The sequence below is a fragment of the Escherichia sp. E14V7 genome (assembly GCF_004212225.1).
GTDB lineage: Bacteria > Pseudomonadota > Gammaproteobacteria > Enterobacterales > Enterobacteriaceae > Escherichia.
The window spans coordinates 20657-39581 of the sequence record NZ_RHJJ01000016.1 but is presented as its reverse complement, the minus strand read 5'-3'; the positions used below and the strand labels follow the sequence as shown (position 1 = coordinate 39581).

Genomic DNA, 18925 nt, shown 5'->3' with positions numbered 1-18925 from the left:
CACCTTATTGCCGGATGATGATATCGACGTATATCTCATTCGGCATTTGTATTACGCCGATTCCCGCACCACCAGTTGCCCGGAAAGCGCAATTCTTTGGGTTTGCAAATCCGGGTCTTTTAATTTGCGAATCATCAGGGTCGCTGCCTGGCGTCCGGTTTCTTCACTGGCGGAAGATACATAGGTGAAAACAGGAGAGGTCAGGTTGATATGCAGCATATCTTCAAAACCAATTAGCGCTACCTGCTGGGTCAGAAAGACGTCTTTCCCGACGGTGCGCCCCACCTGATGTATGCCGTTGATGCCGCCAATCATAGCGTCGGGCGAATGGCAGAGCAGGGCGGTAATGGCGTTGTTATTTTCCAGCAGCTGGCGCGTTGCCATGCTGGCAGCCCAGGTGTCACCGTCACAGGCTGGCGTGAACTCGTCACGACCAGCAATGCCAAATTTTGCCAGGGTCTGGCGAAAACCAACCAGTCGCTGCTGACGGATAAGATCACTCTCTCTGCCACCGAGATAGGCAATGTAACGATGGCCGCGCTCAATTAAATAACGTGTGGCAAGACTTGCTGCCTGCTGGTTGTCACGCAACACCAGGTTGCACTCATCTTTGATAGGCGTTTGTGACGCGACAACAAGGGGAAGCGAACACTGGCGGATTAGCGTGGGGAGGGTTTCACGATGCGCATCGGAAGCCAGATAAATCACTCCGGCAACACCTTGTTGCTTGAAGGAAAGTAAACAACGTTCAAGATGTTCATGTTCGTTCTGTGGTTGCCCGAGGAATACCATATAGCCCCTGGCTTCCAGTTCCTGAACAATACTGGCCATCACTTTGATGGAAAAGCTATCGCTAAAATCACGTAAAATCAGTCCGATAATATTTGACGTGTGGGAACGTAAATTGGCGGCGGCAACATTATGCACGTAGCCCAGTTCGTCAATAGCAGCATGAACTTTCCCGATGGTCGCCTCTGAGATTTTCCCTTTCTGGCGCAGCACTAGCGACACGGTAGAGACGGAAACACCGGCTCTTTTGGCAACATCAATTATGCTGACTTTCTTCAAACTCACTCCCTGAACAACGTTGATTCTTTAAATAGCAAGAAGGTTCTGGTCAGGGACCAGAACCTCTGACATCGAGTAATCTTAAGGCTATTTACCGATCATCGTCGACATGGTTTGCGCGATAAATTGCGCTCGCGCGCCAAAAATGACCTGAATGCCGTTATCGCCAACAAAAACCACGCCACGGGCGCCAATATTATTTAGACCATCCTGATCCACCGCTTCTTTATCAGAGACTTCCAGACGTAAACGCGTGATGCAGGAGCCTACCGATTTAATGTTTTGCTGACCGCCAAGCAGCGTGATGATTTCTGTTGCCAGCTCGTCATCGGTTTTATCATTAGCGCTAACCGTAGTTTCGGTACGACCAGGCGTTTTTACATCAAAACAACGAATAACAAAGCGGAAGGTGAAGTAGTAGATCACCGCCATTGGCACGCCGACGATAATGGCGCTCAGGAAGTTGGTTTCGTAGCCGTTAAAGGATGGCAGGATGCCAAACGAAATATAGTCAATCAGCCCCGCAGAGAAGGATTTGGCAATATGTGCATGCAGCAGATACATCGCCATATAGGAAAGGCCCGCCATGATGGCATTGAAGACATACAGCACAGGGGCGACAAAGATAAATGTAAATTCAACGGGTTCTGTAATACCGGTCAGGAAACAGGTTAATGCGGCAGAGAACAGAATACCGGCGGCAATTTTCTTATTTTTGGTGTGTGCTTCATGGTACATCGCCAGACACGCCGCAGGCAGCGCGAACAGCATGAGCGGGAACTCGCCCTGTAAAAACTTACCTGCGTTATGGTAGCTGTCGCTACTGAACGATTTCACACCTTCTTCCAGCATTTTGAACCAAATTGTTTGGTCACCGTGGATTGTTTGCCCTGCCTGGGTGGTGTAATCACCAAAAGAGTACCAGAACGACGGATACCAGATGTGGTGCAGCCCAAGCGGAATGAGCGCACGTTCTGTCACACCAAAAATAAAGGTCGATGCCGCTTGGTTATCACCATTGACGATAACTGATAGTGCATCGATTCCCGACTGAATATGTTGCCAGACATAGGGCAGTAACAAGCCAAGGATGAAGGAAAGAAAAGCTGTCGCGATAGCCACGAAGCGTTTGCCAGAGAAAAAACCAAGGAATTCTGGCAATTGCATGGTATGAAAACGGTTGTAACACCACGCTGCCAGAATCCCGCATATCAGGCCGCCAAAAACGCCCATTTGCAGTGTTGGGATCCCCACCACCATCGCGTATTTGCCGCCTTGCCCGGCCATTTCTGGCGTGATGCTAAGTACGGTGCTGATGGTGATATTGGTGACAAAAACGGAAACGGCTGCGGATAACGCCGCAATTCCTGATTCAGAAGCCAGCCCTACGGCGGAACCGATAGCAAAAAGCATCGGCAAGTTATCAAAAATAATGCCGCCTGCATTCATCATCAAAGGCAAATGGAATTTATCGCCGAATGCCAGTAACAACCCAGCGGCAGGCAGAAGCGAAATTGGCAGCATTAGGGCGCGACCAATCATCGACAATTTAGAAAGTGACTTCACGAAACTCGACATCAGATTCATGCTGATTTCCCCCGAATAGCGCATAAATCTGCGCGAATTAGTCTTTTTTTGTATAAGTAGAACGTTCTAGTAGAACGTTCTACTTATCGTGGGGGATGCATAATTGCTCTGCAACATAATTTTGGAGAAATTGTTAATAGTTTGAAGTAGTTCAAATAATAAACATGCAGTATTGAATGCAAATTATGGTATCTATTTGTTTTATTTAAATAAGTGTCCAGCTAACACAGACGAGCATATTAATTAACTCTTATTTAAATAAATTTGAAGCCGATGGTTTATCCGTTTATTCATTACTTCGCGCGCGATAATGTGAGAGAACCCATTTACTCCCACATTCAAATGAAGAAAATTCATCTTCCCTGATTTTTCCTCACCATCATGGGGCATTTTTCGGTTGACGCCCCTCGGCTTTTCCTTCATCTTTACATCTGGACGTCTAAATGGATAGATGTTCACAACACAACATATAACGACAAGCGATTGATGAGGTAAGGTATGAGCTTTTTTCACGCCAGCCAGCGGGATGCCCTGAATCAGAGCCTGGCCGAAGTCCAGGGGCAGATTAATGTTTCGTTCGAATTTTTCCCGCCGCGTACCAGTGAAATGGAGCAGACCCTGTGGAACTCCATCGATCGTCTTAGTAGCCTGAAACCGAAATTTGTTTCAGTGACCTATGGCGCAAACTCCGGCGAGCGCGACCGCACGCACAGTATTATTAAAGGCATTAAAGACCGTACGGGTCTGGAGGCTGCGCCGCATCTCACCTGCATTGATGCGACGCCTGACGAGCTGCGGAGCATCGCCCGCGACTACTGGAATAACGGTATTCGCCATATCGTGGCGCTGCGTGGCGACCTGCCGCCGGGAAGCGGTAAGCCGGAAATGTATGCCTCTGACCTGGTGACGCTGTTAAAAGAAGTGGCGGATTTCGATATCTCCGTGGCGGCGTATCCGGAGGTTCACCCGGAAGCAAAAAGCGCTCAGGCGGATTTGCTTAACCTGAAACGCAAAGTGGACGCCGGCGCCAATCGCGCGATTACCCAATTCTTCTTTGATGTCGAAAGCTACCTGCGTTTTCGTGATCGCTGCGTTTCGGCGGGTATCGATGTGGAAATTATTCCTGGCATTTTGCCCGTCTCTAACTTTAAACAGGCGAAGAAATTTGCTGACATGACCAACGTACGCATTCCGGCGTGGATGGCGCAAATGTTTGATGGTCTGGATGACGACGCCGAAACCCGCAAGCTGGTGGGCGCGAATATTGCGATGGATATGGTGAAGATTTTAAGCCGTGAAGGAGTGAAAGATTTCCACTTCTATACGCTTAACCGCGCTGAAATGAGTTACGCGATTTGCCACACATTGGGTGTCCGACCTGGTTTATAAGTGCTTTGGTTTCTGTAAAAATCACACGGTGATCACAAAATTAAAACAAAGCACAAAATGCCTCCTCGAAGCGAGGGGGCAGACAAGTAAAACTATTGACTCGCTTTTTCTCCTTCATTCCTTAAAAGAACAGAGAGAAAACAGGGATAAAACCCTTTTTTATAAGGTATTTGTCCGTAATCGGACATAATCAAAAAGGCTTATTTAAGATCAATTTGATCTACATCTCTTTAACTAATGATATGTAAGATCCCAACTATCGCATCCGTGGATTAATTCAATTATAACTTCTCTCTAACGCTGTGTATCGTAAGGGTAACACTGTAGAGGGAGTATATTGATGAGCACGTCAGACGATATCCATAACACAACAGCAGCCGGAAAATGCCCGTTCCATCATGGCGGTCATGACCAGAGCGCCGGTGCGGGAACAACCACTCATGACTGGTGGCCAAAACAACTCCGTGTTGACCTGTTAAACCAACATTCTAACCGTTCTAACCCACTGGGTGAGGACTTCGACTACCGCAAAGAATTTAGCAAGCTAGATTACTACGGCCTGAAAAAAGATCTGAAAGATCTGCTGACAGAGTCTCAACCGTGGTGGCCAGCAGACTGGGGCAGCTACGCTGGTCTGTTTATTCGTATGGCCTGGCACGGCGCGGGGACTTACCGTTCAATCGATGGTCGCGGCGGCGCGGGTCGTGGTCAGCAACGTTTTGCACCGCTCAACTCCTGGCCGGATAACGTCAGCCTCGATAAAGCGCGTCGTCTGTTGTGGCCAATCAAACAAAAATATGGTCAGAAAATCTCCTGGGCCGACCTGTTTATCCTCGCGGGTAACGTGGCGCTGGAAAACTCCGGTTTCCGTACCTTCGGTTTTGGTGCCGGTCGTGAAGACGTCTGGGAACCGGATCTCGACGTAAACTGGGGTGATGAAAAAACCTGGCTTGCCCACCGTAACCCGGAAGAACTGGCAAAACGCCCATTAGCAGCAACCGAAATGGGGCTGATTTACGTTAACCCGGAAGGACCAAATGCCAGCGGCGAACCGCTTTCTGCGGCTGCAGCTATTCGCGCGACATTTGGCAATATGGGGATGAACGACGAAGAAACCGTTGCGCTGATCGCGGGTGGTCATACGTTAGGTAAAACTCACGGCGCAGGCCCGGCAACGCACGTAGGTCCTGATCCAGAAGCGGCCCCGATCGAAAACCAGGGCTTAGGCTGGAAAAGTGATTTTGGTTCCGGTGTCGGTGCCGATGCCATTACGTCAGGTCTGGAAGTGGTCTGGACCCAGACGCCGACCCAGTGGAGCAACTATTTCTTCGAAAACCTGTTCAAGTATGAGTGGGTACAGACTCGTAGCCCGGCAGGCGCCATCCAGTTTGAAGCTGTAGATGCACCGGAAATTATCCCGGATCCGTTCGATCCGTCGAAGAAACGTAAGCCGACGATGCTGGTCACTGACCTGACGCTGCGTTTTGATCCAGAGTTTGAGAAGATTTCACGTCGCTTCCTTGACGATCCGCAAGCGTTCAACGAAGCCTTTGCCCGTGCGTGGTTCAAACTGACGCACAGGGATATGGGGCCGAAATCTCGTTACATCGGACCGGAAGTGCCGAAAGAAGATCTGATCTGGCAAGATCCGCTGCCACATGCGTTCTTCAACCCGAGCGAGGAAGATATCCTTAACCTGAAGACGGCGATTGCTGAGTCTGGTCTCTCTGTGAGCGAGCTGGTTTCTGTTGCCTGGGCTTCTGCCTCCACCTTCCGCGTTGGGGATAAACGTGGCGGTGCCAACGGTGCGCGTCTGGCATTAGCTCCGCAGCGCGACTGGGAGGTTAATGCCGCAGCAGCACGCGCATTGCCGGTGCTGGAGGGGATCTATAAATCCTCACACACGGCTTCACTCGCTGACATTATTGTTCTCGCCGGTGTTGTTGGTGTCGAAAAAGCGGCGAGTGCTGCGGGTATCAGCATCAGTGTTCCGTTCACGCCGGGTCGCGTAGATGCACGTCAGGATCAGACGGATATCGAGATGTTCGAGCTGCTCAAACCTGTTGCTGATGGTTTCCGTAACTATCGCGCTGCGTCGGGCGAGGCTACCACTGAATCACTGCTGATCGATAAAGCGCAGCAACTGACGCTGACTGCACCAGAAATGACTGTGCTGGTGGGCGGGATGCGTGTGCTGGGCGCCAACTTCGATGGCAGCAAAAACGGTGTCTTCACTGACCGTGTGGGCGTATTGAGCAATGACTTCTTTGTGAACTTGCTGGATATGCGCTACGAGTGGAAAGCGACCGACGAATCGAAAGAGCTGTTCGAAGGCCGTGATCGTGAAACGGGTGAAGTGAAATACACCGCCAGCCGTGCGGATCTGGTATTTGGTTCTAACTCCGTCCTGCGTGCGCTGGCAGAAGTTTACGCCAGCAGCGATGCCCACGAGAAGTTTGTTAAAGACTTCGTGGCGGCATGGGTGAAAGTGATGAACCTCGACCGTTTCGACCTGCTGTAATCTGACCTTCTTCAGCGACTGCCTTTCAGGCAGTCGCTGAAGTTTCTTTACCAGCGTATAGTGTCCACAGGAAAACTACACACTGGATCTCTCATGTCTGCCGCAGGAAAGAGCAACCCACTGGCAATCAGTGGCCTGGTTGTGCTCACACTTATCTGGAGTTATAGCTGGATTTTCATGAAGCAAGTCACCAGCTACATCGGTGCCTTCGACTTCACCGCCTTACGCTGCATTTTCGGCGCTCTCGTTTTATTCATCGTCCTTTTTTTATTACGTGGTCGCGGAATGCGCCCGACGCCGTTTAAATACACCTTAGCCATTGCCCTGTTACAAACCTGCGGGATGGTTGGTCTGGCGCAGTGGGCGCTGGTCAGCGGCGGAGCGGGGAAAGTGGCGATCCTGAGCTATACCATGCCGTTCTGGGTGGTGATTTTCGCCGCGTTGTTTCTCGGTGAACGCCTGCGACGTGGGCAATATTTCGCGATTCTGATTGCCGCTTTCGGTTTATTTTTGGTGTTGCAGCCGTGGCAACTCGATTTCTCTTCGATGAAAAGCGCCATGCTGGCGATCCTCTCCGGCGTCAGTTGGGGGGCGAGCGCGATTGTTGCTAAACGTCTGTATGCCCGTCATCCGCGCGTGGATTTATTGTCGTTAACATCCTGGCAGATGCTGTATGCGGCGCTGGTGATGAGTGTGGTCGCTTTACTGGTACCGCAACGTGAAATTGACTTGCAGCCCACCGTGTTCTGGGCGCTGGCCTACAGTGCGATTCTGGCGACGGCGCTGGCGTGGAGCTTATGGTTGTTTGTATTGAAAAACTTGCCTGCCAGTATTGCCAGCTTAAGCACACTGGCCGTTCCCGTTTGTGGTGTACTTTTTTCCTGGTGGCTGCTCGGTGAGAATCCTGGCGCGGTTGAGGGTAGCGGTATTGTGCTGATTGTGCTGGCACTGGCGCTGGTGAGCCGTAAGAAAAAAGAAGCCGTCAGTGTAAAAAGGATCTGAATTTTTTCTTCATGTGGGGCGATCGCTTATTTAACAAAATAACGATAATGCCCCACCATCCGCCAGCTAAACAGTACATCTTCTTCCTGCGCGCCTGCGCCAATGTTATGTATCACCAGCGGCGTACCGTCGCGGGCGAAGCCATCTGACACCACCCCAATATGTGCCAGCCCGTTGTCCAGTCGCCAGGAGACAATATCACCCGCTTGATAGTCCCCGGCGTTTTTGCTGGTGGGGCGTGTTTTATCGTGGCGGGTAAACCAGGTTTCCAGATTAGGCACCCGACGGTGATCGATGTTGCTGTCCGGGCGCTTTAACTGCCATTTTTGCGGATAATCGGCAAAATTCTTCGCCATATCTTCGTGAACCAGTTTCTGCAAATCGACCTTCTGGCTGCGCAAGGCGCGGATCACCACATCGGAACATACGCCGCGTTCTTGCGGGACATCACCGCCAGGATAGGTAAGCTGCACATACGCCGGATCGTAAAATAGCGTGCTGCCGATTTGCTGTCTGGCACCGTCCGCGATGGCAAGATTGGTGTTGGCCTGGATTTGTACCACGGTTGGTGGAACGGCGGGAGATTTTAAGGAGTGGCTGGTAAATGCTGTTAGCAGGCTGACCAGCGCCAGTGAAGCTTTCATCTGTTTCATCCGTGAAAATAAGAGTCACAGATTCGACCTTCCGGGCTAACGATTGTTCTGTGGAGAAAATGTCCAGAAGCGGATAAAAAAACTCCCAATCAACGTGGGAGTTTTAGTTTACTGGCACAGAGTGCCGGATGCGGCGTGAACGCCTTATTCGGCCTACAAAAGCACGCAAATTCAATATATTGTAGAGATTACGTAGGCCTGATAAGCGTAGCGCATCAGGCAATTTTGCGTTCAAACTCCCGGACAAGCCGGGAGTTTGACAAGGTTATTCCCACTCTTGCAGGAAACGCTGACCGTACTGGTCGGCTACCAGCAGTGCGGCGTAAACCTGATCTGGCGTCGCGCCGCCAGGCATGTTGTGAATGGTTTCACCTTCTGCACATGCCGCTTCTGCCACAATTCGCATTTTCGCCGGGACATCTTCTTTAATATCCAGTTGGGCGAGGGTTATTGGCAAACCTACCGCATGGCTAAGTGCAGCTACGGTTTCGATTTCCTCAACCGGCGCGTTTTCCAGAACCAGCTGCGTCAGCGTACCGAATGCCACTTTTTCACCGTGATAATAGTGATGCGCATCCGGGATAGCGGTCAGGCCGTTATGCACCGCATGAGCCGCCGCCAGACCACCGCTTTCAAAACCAACGCCGCTCAAATAGGTGTTCGCTTCAATCACGCGCTCCAGCGCCGGAGTCACTACATGCTGTTCGGCGGCAAGCATCGCTTTTTCGCTTTCTTCCAGCAGGGTGTTGTAGCACAGTTCAGCCAGCGCCAGCGCCGCCTGAGTACACTTACCGCCCGCCATCGTGGTTGCGCCGCTACGAGAGCAGGCACGCGCTTCAAACCAGGTCGCCAGCGCATCACCGATACCCGCTGCTAACAGACGCGCAGGTGCGCACGCGACGATTTTAGTATCGACAATGACCATATTCGGGTTATTTGGCAGCAGCAGATAGCGGTCAAACTCACCATCATCGGTGTAGATAACAGACAATGCGCTGCACGGTGCGTCGGTAGAGGCGATAGTCGGTGCGATCGCTACCGGAACACCCATGAAATGTGCCAGCGCTTTGGCAGTATCGAGGGTTTTTCCGCCACCGATACCGAGAATTGCGCCACACTGCGCAGTCTCCGCGATGCCACGCAGACGGTCGATCTCATTTTGCGAACATTCACCGCCAAACGGCGCAATTTCTACTACCAGCCCGGCATCTTTAAAGCTTTGCTCGACGGTTGCCTGAGCAAAACCTAATACAAATTTATCGCCAACAACCAACCAACGTTCTGCCAGCGGCTTCAGGTATTCGCCCAGGCGATTAATGACATCAGCGCCCTGGATGTATTTACCCGGTGATTGAATAATGCGGTCCATAATTGCTCCTTTAGAGATGAGTAGTGCCAAATGCGGCATTCCAGTCGTGTTCGAACTTCTCTATAGCTGACTCTACCGCAGGGGTGTTGAGCATTTGTTGCGCTACATCTAAGGGCAGTGTGATGGATTCACATCCTGCCAACAAACAATCCAGCGCCTGACGTGGTGTTTTAAAGCTGGCAGCCAGCACCATGCTTTCTGGCGCGTGCATTTCCAGTAACGCTTGCAGCTCCTGGACGGTACGAATGCCGTCTCCGCCCTGAGCGTCCACGCGATTTACATAGGGAGCAACGTATTTTGCCCCTGCCAGCGCGGCCAGTAACCCTTGTGCAGCACTGTACACTGCGGTGCCAAGTGTAGTAATACCCTCTTTTTTCAGTATTTTAATTGCTGCCAGACCTTCGGAAGTCACCGGGATTTTCACCACAATGCCCGGAATGGCGTCGCGCAGGCGCTTCGCTTCCTCCACCATCCCCTGCGCGTCGCGGCTCATGGTCTGAGCAAACAGAATGCCCTCATCACCAATCGCTTTTTGCAGACGCGGCAGCACTTCCCAGATGGACTCCTTGCTGGCAGCGATAATGCTCGGGTTAGTTGTTACCCCGGCAATGGGGAATATGCGTGCCAGACGTTCGACTTCTGCGACGTTAGCGGTGTCCAGATACAGTTCCATGATGTTTCCTTTTACAGTTCCAGTTCATGTTGCAGCAGGCTGGCGATAGCGTCGGCAGAGGCGGCGTTAACCAGCGCGTTACGGAATTCTTCGTGCATGATGCGACGAGCGAGGCGCGAGAAAATGCGCATATGCTGATCGCCCGCAGCGTGTTTGTTCAGGGTTAACATAATGATGAATTGCGCTTCATCATCGCCCCAGCGCACCGGCGCTTGCAGACGCGCCACGCTGATGGTGGATTGCTCAATGTGTTCTGATTTGCTGTGTGGAATGGCAAAACTAAAGCCCAGACCGGTAGAGAAAACGGCCTCGCGCGCCCACAAGTCGGCTTCTAGTTTACGCGGATAGCGGCAGCGGCCAGCCAGCAGCAGGTTATCGGTCATGCCTTTGAGCACTTCTTCTTTGCTGCGCCAGTCGCTTTCCAGCGTGATGCACTCGGCGGTGACCAGCGGTGCGTCCTGTTGGGTCATACGGAATTGCGCCAGCAGATGTTCCACTTCCAGCGAAGTCCGGCAGGCCATTGCCTGGTTGAGCAACTGGCGGCATTCGCGGCTATCAAGCTGTGCCATTCGCGCTTTCGCGGCCGGAATCGACGGCGCGCTCATGCTCAGTTCATCCAGACCTAAACCAATCAGCAACGGCAGCACGGAACCTTTCGCCCCCAGTTCTCCGCACAGACCAATCCATTTCCCCTGACGATGCACCGCCTGCACGGCGTAATCGAGCGCCCGCAAGAATGCCGGATTCAGGCTGTTGTAGTGACGAGTAACCTTAGCGTTATCGCGATCCACCGCCAGCAGATACTGCGTCAGGTCATTACTACCGATACTAAAGAAGTCAATCTCTTCGCAGCATTGATCGATGATGAACATCACCGACGGCACTTCCAGCATAATGCCGAGCTGGATCTTCTCATCAAACGGAATGTGTTCGTTACGCAGTTGCTGTTTGGCTTCTGCCAGTTTTTCTTTCACCCATAAGATCTCTTCCATTGAGGAGATCATCGGGATCATAATTTTCAGGCTGCCGTGAGCGGAGGCACGGAGGATCGAGCGTAGTTGTGTGGTAAATAACGACGCGTACTCTTCATAAATACGCACCGCGCGATAACCGAGGAACGGGTTAGCTTCTGCCGGAATGTTCAGATAATCAACGGGTTTGTCGCCGCCAATATCCATAGTGCGCACAATAATGCTGCGCCCGTTGGCGGACTCCAGCGCCTGACAAAAAATGTTGTACAACTCGCTTTCGCCCGGTGCACTGGTGCGATCCATATAGAGCATTTCAGTACGGAACAAACCAACGCCTTCCGCGCCATTGCCAAATGCGGCCTGCGCTTCCACGGAGTGGGCGATGTTCGCCGCGACTTCGATACGGATACCGTCAGCGGTACGCGCTTGCTGGGTCAGCCAGACACGCTGTTGCTCACGCAGAGCGTCCTGTACGCGGGCTTCTTGCTGATAATAACGGGCTACGGCTTCCCCAGGCTCAACCACAATTGCCCCGGCGTTGCCGTCGATATAAATCGTTTGTTGCTGCCACGGGGTAAGGGCATCGATATCCACACCAACCAGCGTCGGAATGTTGAACGAACGGGCAAGAATTACCGTATGTGACGTAGTGCCGCCGCTTTTCAGTAACAGACCTTTGAGGTGATTTTTATCCAGTTCGAGAAACTGGCTGGGGGTCAGCTCATCCGCCATACAAATAGATGACTGCGTCAGCTTGCCCGGTGCCGGGAAGCGTTGTTCACCGTAGATTTGCTGAAGCAGCTGGAAGCAGACGTCGCGTACGTCCAGCGCACGTTCTTGCAGGTAGCTACTGCTGGAACGGGCGAACTCTTCGCAAAAGTGATTCGCACTGGCGACAATCGCTTCGGCGCAGCTTAATCCGGCACTGACGCCTGCCAGTAAATGTTCGCGCAGGGACGTGTCGCCAGCCAGCGAGCGGTGCGCTTCCAGAATCGCGCTGGTGGCACCGTCGCTATCCAGCAGACGAAACTCAATGTTTTTCATCACCAGCGTCAGGCCGTTTTCCAGCGCGGATTGCTCAGCGTCAACGTCTTTGGCTGCAGGAAGATTACCCAGCGCATTGAGATCTAAAGAAGAGATCGGCGTCAGAATGCCGCCTGCGCTACCACTGCATACGGTGCGGGCGCGGATAATTTGCGGATTCAGATTGGTCAGTGAAACCGGCAGCGGCTCCAGCTCGTCAGATTTAACTTCTGCCAGCGGCGCATCGCAGTGGGGGAATTCATCACGTAACCACTGGCTCAAGCGCTGGTGTGCTGCTTGTTCGTCAGCCCCGGAAATCAGTAACTGGCAGTTATCGCCCACCAGTGTATCGGTGCCAATCAGCGCCAGGGCGCTTTTGGCGTTGCCTTTACGGTCAGTACGCAGGTTATGCCACTCAATTTGAGATGAAAAAGTATTACACAGCGTTTCAACGTGGCTTGCCGGACGCGCATGTACGCCGTTAGGCAGCTCACAAATAAATTCCACAATCAGGGCCATTGCCTCTCTCCCGGTACGGTTTTCTGTTTACAGGATAAGAGCGCATGGCAACGACCTGCCATGTGACAAATCTGCCAAAAGCTGGACAAATGTAATGTAACCGCCAATTTGCGACGCGTCTCACAAGACGCGCCATTCCGGCATGATTCCGAGTTAACGCAAGTTATGAGGCGGATCGCATTTTTGTACTGACATTACAAAAGTCCAGTAAATGGCCTTTTTATCCACTGTTTGACCTGCTTGCGATTGCCTATTGTTTCTCCCATCAAAAAATATGGACATAGGCTTGGGTAAGCCTGGGAGCGACTTATGAATGAGTTGGTACAGATCCTGAAAAACACTCGTCAGCACTTAATGACGGGCGTTTCACACATGATTCCCTTCGTGGTATCGGGCGGTATTTTGCTGGCGGTTTCCGTCATGTTGTATGGCAAAGGCGCAGTGCCGGATGCCGTAGCCGATCCGAATCTGAAAAAACTGTTTGATATCGGTGTTGCAGGTTTAACGCTGATGGTGCCTTTCCTCGCCGCTTACATCGGTTATTCCATTGCAGAACGCTCTGCGCTGGCTCCGTGCGCTATCGGTGCCTGGGTTGGCAACAGCTTTGGTGCAGGCTTCTTTGGTGCGCTGATCGCCGGGATTATCGGCGGCATCGTGGTGCATTACCTGAAGAAAATTCCGGTGCATAAAGTTCTGCGCTCGGTGATGCCAATCTTCATCATTCCAATCGTCGGCACACTGATTACCGCTGGCGTCATGATGTGGGGGCTGGGGGAACCTGTCGGTGCGTTAACCAACAGCCTGACTCAGTGGCTTCAGGGGATGCAGCAAGGCAGCGTGGTGATGCTGGCGGTGATCATGGGGCTGATGCTGGCGTTCGATATGGGCGGCCCGGTTAACAAAGTGGCCTATGCGTTCATGCTGATTTGCGTTGCTCAGGGTGTTTATACCGTGGTGGCAATTGCTGCCGTGGGGATCTGTGTTCCGCCGCTGGGCATGGGGCTGGCGACGCTGATTGGTCGTAAAAATTTCTCCGCAGAAGAGCGCGAAACCGGTAAAGCGGCGCTGGTAATGGGCTGTGTTGGCGTCACTGAAGGGGCGATTCCTTTCGCTGCCGCCGATCCGTTGCGTGTCATTCCTTCCATTATGGTGGGGACTGTCTGTGGCACGGTGACCGCTGCAATGGTAGGTGCGCAGTGCTATGCAGGCTGGGGTGGTCTGATTGTGCTGCCGGTGGTTGAAGGCAAGCTGGGGTATATCGCGGCAGTGGCTGTTGGGGCTGTAGCAACGGCTATCTGCGTTAACGTGCTGAAAAGTCTGGCGCGTAAAAATGGGTCTTCGACTGATGAGAAGGAAGACGACCTGGATCTGGATTTTGAAATTAATTAATTGAGGAACGAGCCATGACGAAAATTATTGCAGTAACCGCATGTCCTTCAGGTGTTGCCCATACCTATATGGCGGCAGAGGCGCTGGAAAGTGCCGCGAAAGCGAAAGGCTGGGAAGTAAAAGTGGAAACCCAGGGCTCGATTGGTCTGGAAAATGAACTGACTGCGGAAGACGTGGCGAGCGCCGATATGGTGATTCTGACCAAAGATATCGGCATCAAATTTGAAGAGCGTTTTGCAGGCAAGACCATCGTGCGCGTCAATATCAGCGACGCGGTTAAACGCGCTGACGCCATTATGAGCAAAATTGAAGCTCATCTGACACAAACCGCTTAAGTTCTTATCCCGCCCGTAAGGGCGGGTTCGCTTTCCCACAGGAGTTCCTCATGACGAATCGTATCTCTCGCCTCAAAACTGCACTGTTTGCCAATACCCGTGAAATCTCGCTGGAGCGGGCGCTGCTTTATACCGCCAGCCATCGGCAAACCGAAGGCGAGCCAGTGATATTGCGCCGGGCGAAAGCAACAGCGTATATCCTTGAACATGTTGAAATTTCGATTCGTGATGAAGAACTGATTGCCGGTAACCGCACCGTAAAACCGCGCGCCGGGATTATGTCGCCGGAAATGGACCCTTACTGGTTGCTGAAAGAGCTGGATCAATTCCCGACGCGCCCGCAAGACCGTTTCGCCATTAGCGAAGAAGACAAACGTATCTACCGTGAAGAGTTGTTCCCGTACTGGGAAAAACGTTCGATGAAAGATTTCATCAACGGGCAGATGACGGATGAAGTAAAAGCCGCGACCAGCACGCAGATTTTCAGTATCAACCAGACGGATAAAGGTCAGGGGCACATTATTATTGATTACCCGCGCCTGCTGAATCATGGGCTGGGTGAGCTGGTGGCGCAGATGCAGCAACATTGTCAGCAACAGCCGGAGAATCACTTTTATCAGGCAGCGCTGTTACTGCTCGAAGCCTCGCAGAAACACATTCTGCGTTACGCCGAACTGGCGGAAACGCTGGCGGCAAACTGCACTGATGCCCAGCGTCGCGAAGAACTGCTGACTATTGCGGAGATCTCCCGCCATAACGCCGAACATAAGCCGCAGACGTTCTGGCAGGCGTGCCAGTTATTCTGGTACATGAACATCATTCTGCAATACGAATCCAACGCCAGTTCGCTGTCTTTAGGGCGCTTCGACCAGTATATGTTGCCGTTCTATCAGGCATCATTAACCCAGGGCGAAGATCCGGCGTTCCTGAAAGAACTGCTCGAATCTTTATGGGTGAAATGCAACGACATCGTGCTGTTGCGTTCCACCAGCAGTGCGCGTTATTTCGCAGGTTTCCCGACCGGCTATACCGCACTGCTCGGCGGGTTAACCGAGAATGGACGTAGCGCGGTGAACGTGCTTTCGTTCCTCTGTCTCGACGCCTATCAAAGCGTGCAATTACCGCAACCGAACCTCGGTGTGCGCACTAACGCCTTGATCGACACGCCGTTCCTGATGAAAACCGCAGAAACCATTCGCCTCGGCACGGGTATTCCGCAAATCTTCAACGATGAAGTGGTGGTGCCAGCGTTCCTCAACCGTGGCGTTTCGCTGGAAGATGCGCGCGACTATTCCGTAGTGGGCTGTGTGGAATTATCTATTCCCGGCAGAACCTACGGCTTGCATGACATCGCGATGTTTAACCTGCTGAAAGTGATGGAAATCTGCCTGCATGAAAATGAAGGCAATGCTGCGCTGACTTATGAAGGTTTACTGGAACAGATCCGCGCCAAGATCAGCCACTACATCACCCTGATGGTTGAGGGCAGCAATATTTGCGATATCGGTCATCGCGACTGGGCACCTGTACCGCTGCTCTCGTCGTTTATCAGCGATTGTCTGGATAAAGGCCGCGATATTACCGATGGCGGCGCGCGTTATAACTTCTCCGGCGTACAGGGGATCGGTATCGCCAACCTGAGCGATTCTCTCCATGCGTTGAAAGGGATGATTTTTGAACAACAGCGTTTAAGTTTTGACGAATTGCTGTCGGTATTAAAAGCTAACTTCGCAACGCCAGAAGGTGAAAAAGTCCGCGCTCGCTTAATTAACCGCTTCGAGAAATACGGTAACGATATCGACGAGGTGGATAACATCAGCGCCGAACTGTTACGCCACTACTGCAAAGAAGTGGAAAAATACCAGAACCCGCGCGGCGGCTACTTCACGCCGGGGTCGTATACCGTTTCTGCTCACGTCCCGTTGGGATCGGTAGTTGGTGCGACGCCAGATGGTCGTTTTGCTGGGGAACAGCTGGCAGACGGCGGCTTGTCACCCATGCTGGGTCAGGACGGGCAAGGGCCAACGGCGGTACTGAAGTCAGTCAGTAAGCTCGATAACACGCTGCTTTCTAACGGGACGTTGCTGAACGTGAAATTCACTCCGGCGACCCTGGAAGGTGAAGCGGGATTACGCAAACTGGCCGACTTCTTACGGGCATTTACCCAGCTTAAGTTGCAGCATGTTCAATTTAACGTAGTGAACGCCGACACGTTACGTGAAGCCCAATTACGCCCGCAGGACTATGCGGGGCTGGTGGTACGCGTTGCCGGATACAGCGCCTTCTTTGTCGAACTGTCGAAGGAGATCCAGGATGACATCATCCGCCGGACTGCGCATCAGCTGTAACGTTGTAGAAACGCGCCGCGATGATGTGGCGCGCATTTTCAACATTCAGCGTTATTCGCTGAATGACGGCGAGGGCATTCGTACGGTGGTCTTTTTTAAAGGCTGTCCGCATCTTTGCCCGTGGTGTGCTAATCCGGAGTCGATCTCCGGCAAAATCCAGACGGTACGCAGAGAGGCGAAATGTCTGCACTGCGCGAAATGTTTGCGCGATGCGGATGAATGCCCCTCCGGGGCGTTTGAACGGATTGGTCGCGATATCAGCCTTGACGCGCTGGAGCGGGAAGTGATGAAAGATGACGTTTTCTTTCGCACGTCCGGCGGCGGCGTCACGCTTTCTGGCGGCGAAGTATTAATGCAGGCGGAGTTTGCTACCCGTTTTTTACAGCGACTGCGGTTGTGGGGTGTGTCATGCGCCATCGAAACTGCCGGAGACGCGCCAGCCAGCAAACTGTTGCCGCTGGCGAAATTGTGCGATGAAGTGTTGTTCGATTTAAAAATTATGGACGCGACTCAGGCGCGGGATGTGGTGAAGATGAATCTGCCACGCGTGCTGGAGAACTTGCGTTTGCTGGTGAGTGAGGGTGTCAACGTGATCCCGCGTTTGCCGCTGATCCCCGGTTTCACGCTCAGCCGGGAGAATATGCAGCAGGCGCTGGACGTGCTGATCCCGCTGAATATCAGGCAGATCCATCTGTTACCGTTTCATCAGTACGGCGAGCCGAAATACCGTCTGCTGGGGAAAACATGGTCGATGAAAGAGGTTTCTGCGCCGTCGTCAGCCGATGTGGCAACAATGCGCGAAATGGCAGAACGGGCCGGATTTCAGGTTACCGTGGGAGGTTAAAATGGCATACCTGGTGGCAGTAACCGCCTGCGTGAGCGGCGTGGCGCATACTTATATGGCGGCGGAACGGCTGGAAAAGTTGTGCCAGATAGAGAAATGGGGCGTCAGCATTGAAACCCAGGGCGCGCTGGGAACGGAGAATCGTTTAGCGGACGAGGATATCCGCCGGGCGGATGTTGCGCTGTTGATTACGGATATCGAGCTTGCTGGTGCCGAGCGATTTGAACATTGTCGCTACGTGCAATGCAGTATCTACGCGTTCCTGCGTGAGCCGCAGCGGGTGATGAGCGCGGTGCGTAAAGTGCTTTCTGCGCCGCAGCAAACCCATCTTATTCTGGAGTAGTCGGTTTTTCTGTCAGTTGGCTGTGGTACTGCCGACGATATTCCGACGGCGAGCGTTCGGTATTTTTACGAAACAGACGGCAGAAGTAGTTGCTGTCGACAAAGCCGCAGGCGTGCGCCACTTCTTTTACCTTCAGGTCATAGCCTTTCAATAACGTCTTAGCGTGCTCCAGTCGCGTGTGATTCAGGTATTCGTTAAAACCAATGGCCCCCGTTTTTTGAAACAGGTGCGAGAGATAATTTGGTGAAATATAGAACGCCTGTGCGACAGATTCGCGGGTAAGCGCGGAGGCATAGCGTTCGTCGATATAATCACGAATAGCTTCGAATAGAGCCTGGCTGCGTGAGGCGGTCTGGATTTGGCTGCCAAGCAAATCGCGGCAGTGGCTAAGCAGGCTGGCGACGATAAGCCTTGCCGTTTGCTGCTCCTGTGGCTGCATTTGCATTTCATTGAGCGTTTGTAGCAGAAAAGAACCAATGCGCGGGCCGCGTCGGGCGACGTGCTGCTTCGCCAGATTTTGATATTGCTTGCCATCCCATTGCACGACGCTGAAGCCGAGTTGCTGTTTGCCAAACAGCACGCTAAAGGTGGTGGCGGGGGCTTGCCATTGTGGGAAATTCCAGCCGCCAGCGGGAACGTACAGCACATCGCCGGGAACTAACGTTGCTCCAGCGCCGGTATCAACAAACTCACCTTCCAGCACTATTTCCAGCCGTGGAAAATCGACCTGATACGCAAGATCGGGCGCCGGACCGTTGCTGCTGGCAAAGTAAATCTGGCGCAGCGACAGCGGGCCGTTGATCAGGCGGGAGAGCAGATAGCTGACGTCGTGATACATGTTATTCCCTTAGGTATGTAGACGGGAAAACAGTAACTGGCATTATGAAAAAA

At 52.5% G+C, this 18925-nt stretch carries 15 protein-coding genes; 8 read left to right on the top strand and 7 right to left on the bottom strand.

Features of this window, described 5'->3' with window-relative positions:
• Positions 1–51: 51 nt before the first annotated feature.
• Together malI and D9741_RS18175 are read right to left on the bottom strand one after the other, a co-directional pair.
• Entirely contained in the window at positions 52–1068 is a 1017-nt protein-coding gene (malI, locus tag D9741_RS18180) for a Mal regulon transcriptional regulator MalI (RefSeq protein ID WP_130215286.1), read from the bottom strand.
• Between the two features lie 87 nt (positions 1069–1155).
• Positions 1156–2655 (bottom strand): PTS transporter subunit EIIC, encoded by a 1500-nt coding sequence (locus D9741_RS18175; RefSeq protein ID WP_130215288.1) that lies wholly within the window; start codon positions 2653–2655, stop codon positions 1156–1158.
• Positions 2656–3153: 498 nt separating this feature from the next.
• Here D9741_RS18175 and metF point away from each other — a divergent pair, with 498 nt between their 5' ends.
• From metF to yijE, 3 genes are all read left to right on the top strand, one after another.
• Complete coding sequence (metF, locus tag D9741_RS18165) at positions 3154–4044, top strand: methylenetetrahydrofolate reductase (protein ID WP_130215291.1); 891 nt, start codon at positions 3154–3156, stop codon at positions 4042–4044.
• Positions 4045–4384: 340 nt separating this feature from the next.
• Positions 4385–6565, top strand: coding sequence for a catalase/peroxidase HPI (gene katG / locus D9741_RS18160; protein ID WP_130215293.1), 2181 nt, complete (start codon positions 4385–4387; stop codon positions 6563–6565).
• A gap of 93 nt (positions 6566–6658) precedes the next feature.
• Entirely contained in the window at positions 6659–7567 is a 909-nt protein-coding gene (gene yijE, locus D9741_RS18155; protein ID WP_130215295.1) for a cystine transporter YijE, read from the top strand.
• 26 nt (positions 7568–7593) lie between these two features.
• Here the strand turns inward: yijE and D9741_RS18150 are convergent, their stop codons facing one another.
• From D9741_RS18150 to ptsP, 4 genes are all read right to left on the bottom strand, one after another.
• On the bottom strand, positions 7594–8211 hold the full coding sequence (locus D9741_RS18150; protein ID WP_130215297.1) for a DUF1287 domain-containing protein: 618 nt from the start codon (positions 8209–8211) through the stop codon (positions 7594–7596).
• A gap of 274 nt (positions 8212–8485) precedes the next feature.
• On the bottom strand, positions 8486–9589 hold the full coding sequence (gene gldA / locus D9741_RS18145) for a bifunctional L-1,2-propanediol dehydrogenase/glycerol dehydrogenase (RefSeq protein WP_130215299.1): 1104 nt from the start codon (positions 9587–9589) through the stop codon (positions 8486–8488).
• A gap of 10 nt (positions 9590–9599) precedes the next feature.
• Entirely contained in the window at positions 9600–10262 is a 663-nt protein-coding gene (fsa, locus tag D9741_RS18140) for a fructose-6-phosphate aldolase (RefSeq protein ID WP_000424838.1), read from the bottom strand.
• Between the two features lie 11 nt (positions 10263–10273).
• On the bottom strand, positions 10274–12775 hold the full coding sequence (gene ptsP, locus D9741_RS18135; protein ID WP_130215301.1) for a phosphoenolpyruvate--protein phosphotransferase: 2502 nt from the start codon (positions 12773–12775) through the stop codon (positions 10274–10276).
• A gap of 309 nt (positions 12776–13084) precedes the next feature.
• Between ptsP and D9741_RS18130 the strand changes: the two genes are divergently transcribed.
• The 5 genes from D9741_RS18130 to D9741_RS18110 are packed head-to-tail and all read left to right on the top strand — an operon-like array spanning position 13085 to position 18034.
• On the top strand, positions 13085–14164 hold the full coding sequence (locus tag D9741_RS18130; protein WP_130215303.1) for a PTS fructose transporter subunit EIIC: 1080 nt from the start codon (positions 13085–13087) through the stop codon (positions 14162–14164).
• Positions 14165–14178: 14 nt separating this feature from the next.
• A complete protein-coding gene (locus tag D9741_RS18125) occupies positions 14179–14499 on the top strand; it encodes a PTS fructose-like transporter subunit IIB (RefSeq protein WP_130215305.1) in 321 nt (106 codons plus the stop codon).
• Positions 14500–14549: 50 nt separating this feature from the next.
• Positions 14550–16847, top strand: a complete 2298-nt coding sequence (locus tag D9741_RS18120; RefSeq protein WP_130215307.1) for a formate C-acetyltransferase — start codon at positions 14550–14552, stop codon at positions 16845–16847.
• A complete protein-coding gene (locus D9741_RS18115; RefSeq protein WP_130215309.1) occupies positions 16813–17691 on the top strand; it encodes a [formate-C-acetyltransferase]-activating enzyme in 879 nt (292 codons plus the stop codon). The genes D9741_RS18120 and D9741_RS18115 overlap by 35 nt, the downstream gene beginning before the upstream one ends.
• Before the next feature lies 1 nt (position 17692).
• A complete protein-coding gene (locus D9741_RS18110; RefSeq protein WP_032304250.1) occupies positions 17693–18034 on the top strand; it encodes a PTS fructose-like transporter subunit IIB in 342 nt (113 codons plus the stop codon).
• On the opposite strand, the gene D9741_RS18105 is transcribed toward D9741_RS18110, so the two are convergent.
• Complete coding sequence (locus D9741_RS18105) at positions 18021–18872, bottom strand: AraC family transcriptional regulator (RefSeq protein ID WP_000274608.1); 852 nt, start codon at positions 18870–18872, stop codon at positions 18021–18023. The two genes, D9741_RS18110 and D9741_RS18105, sit on opposite strands and share 14 nt — an antisense overlap.
• Between the last annotated feature and the right edge of the window lie 53 nt (positions 18873–18925).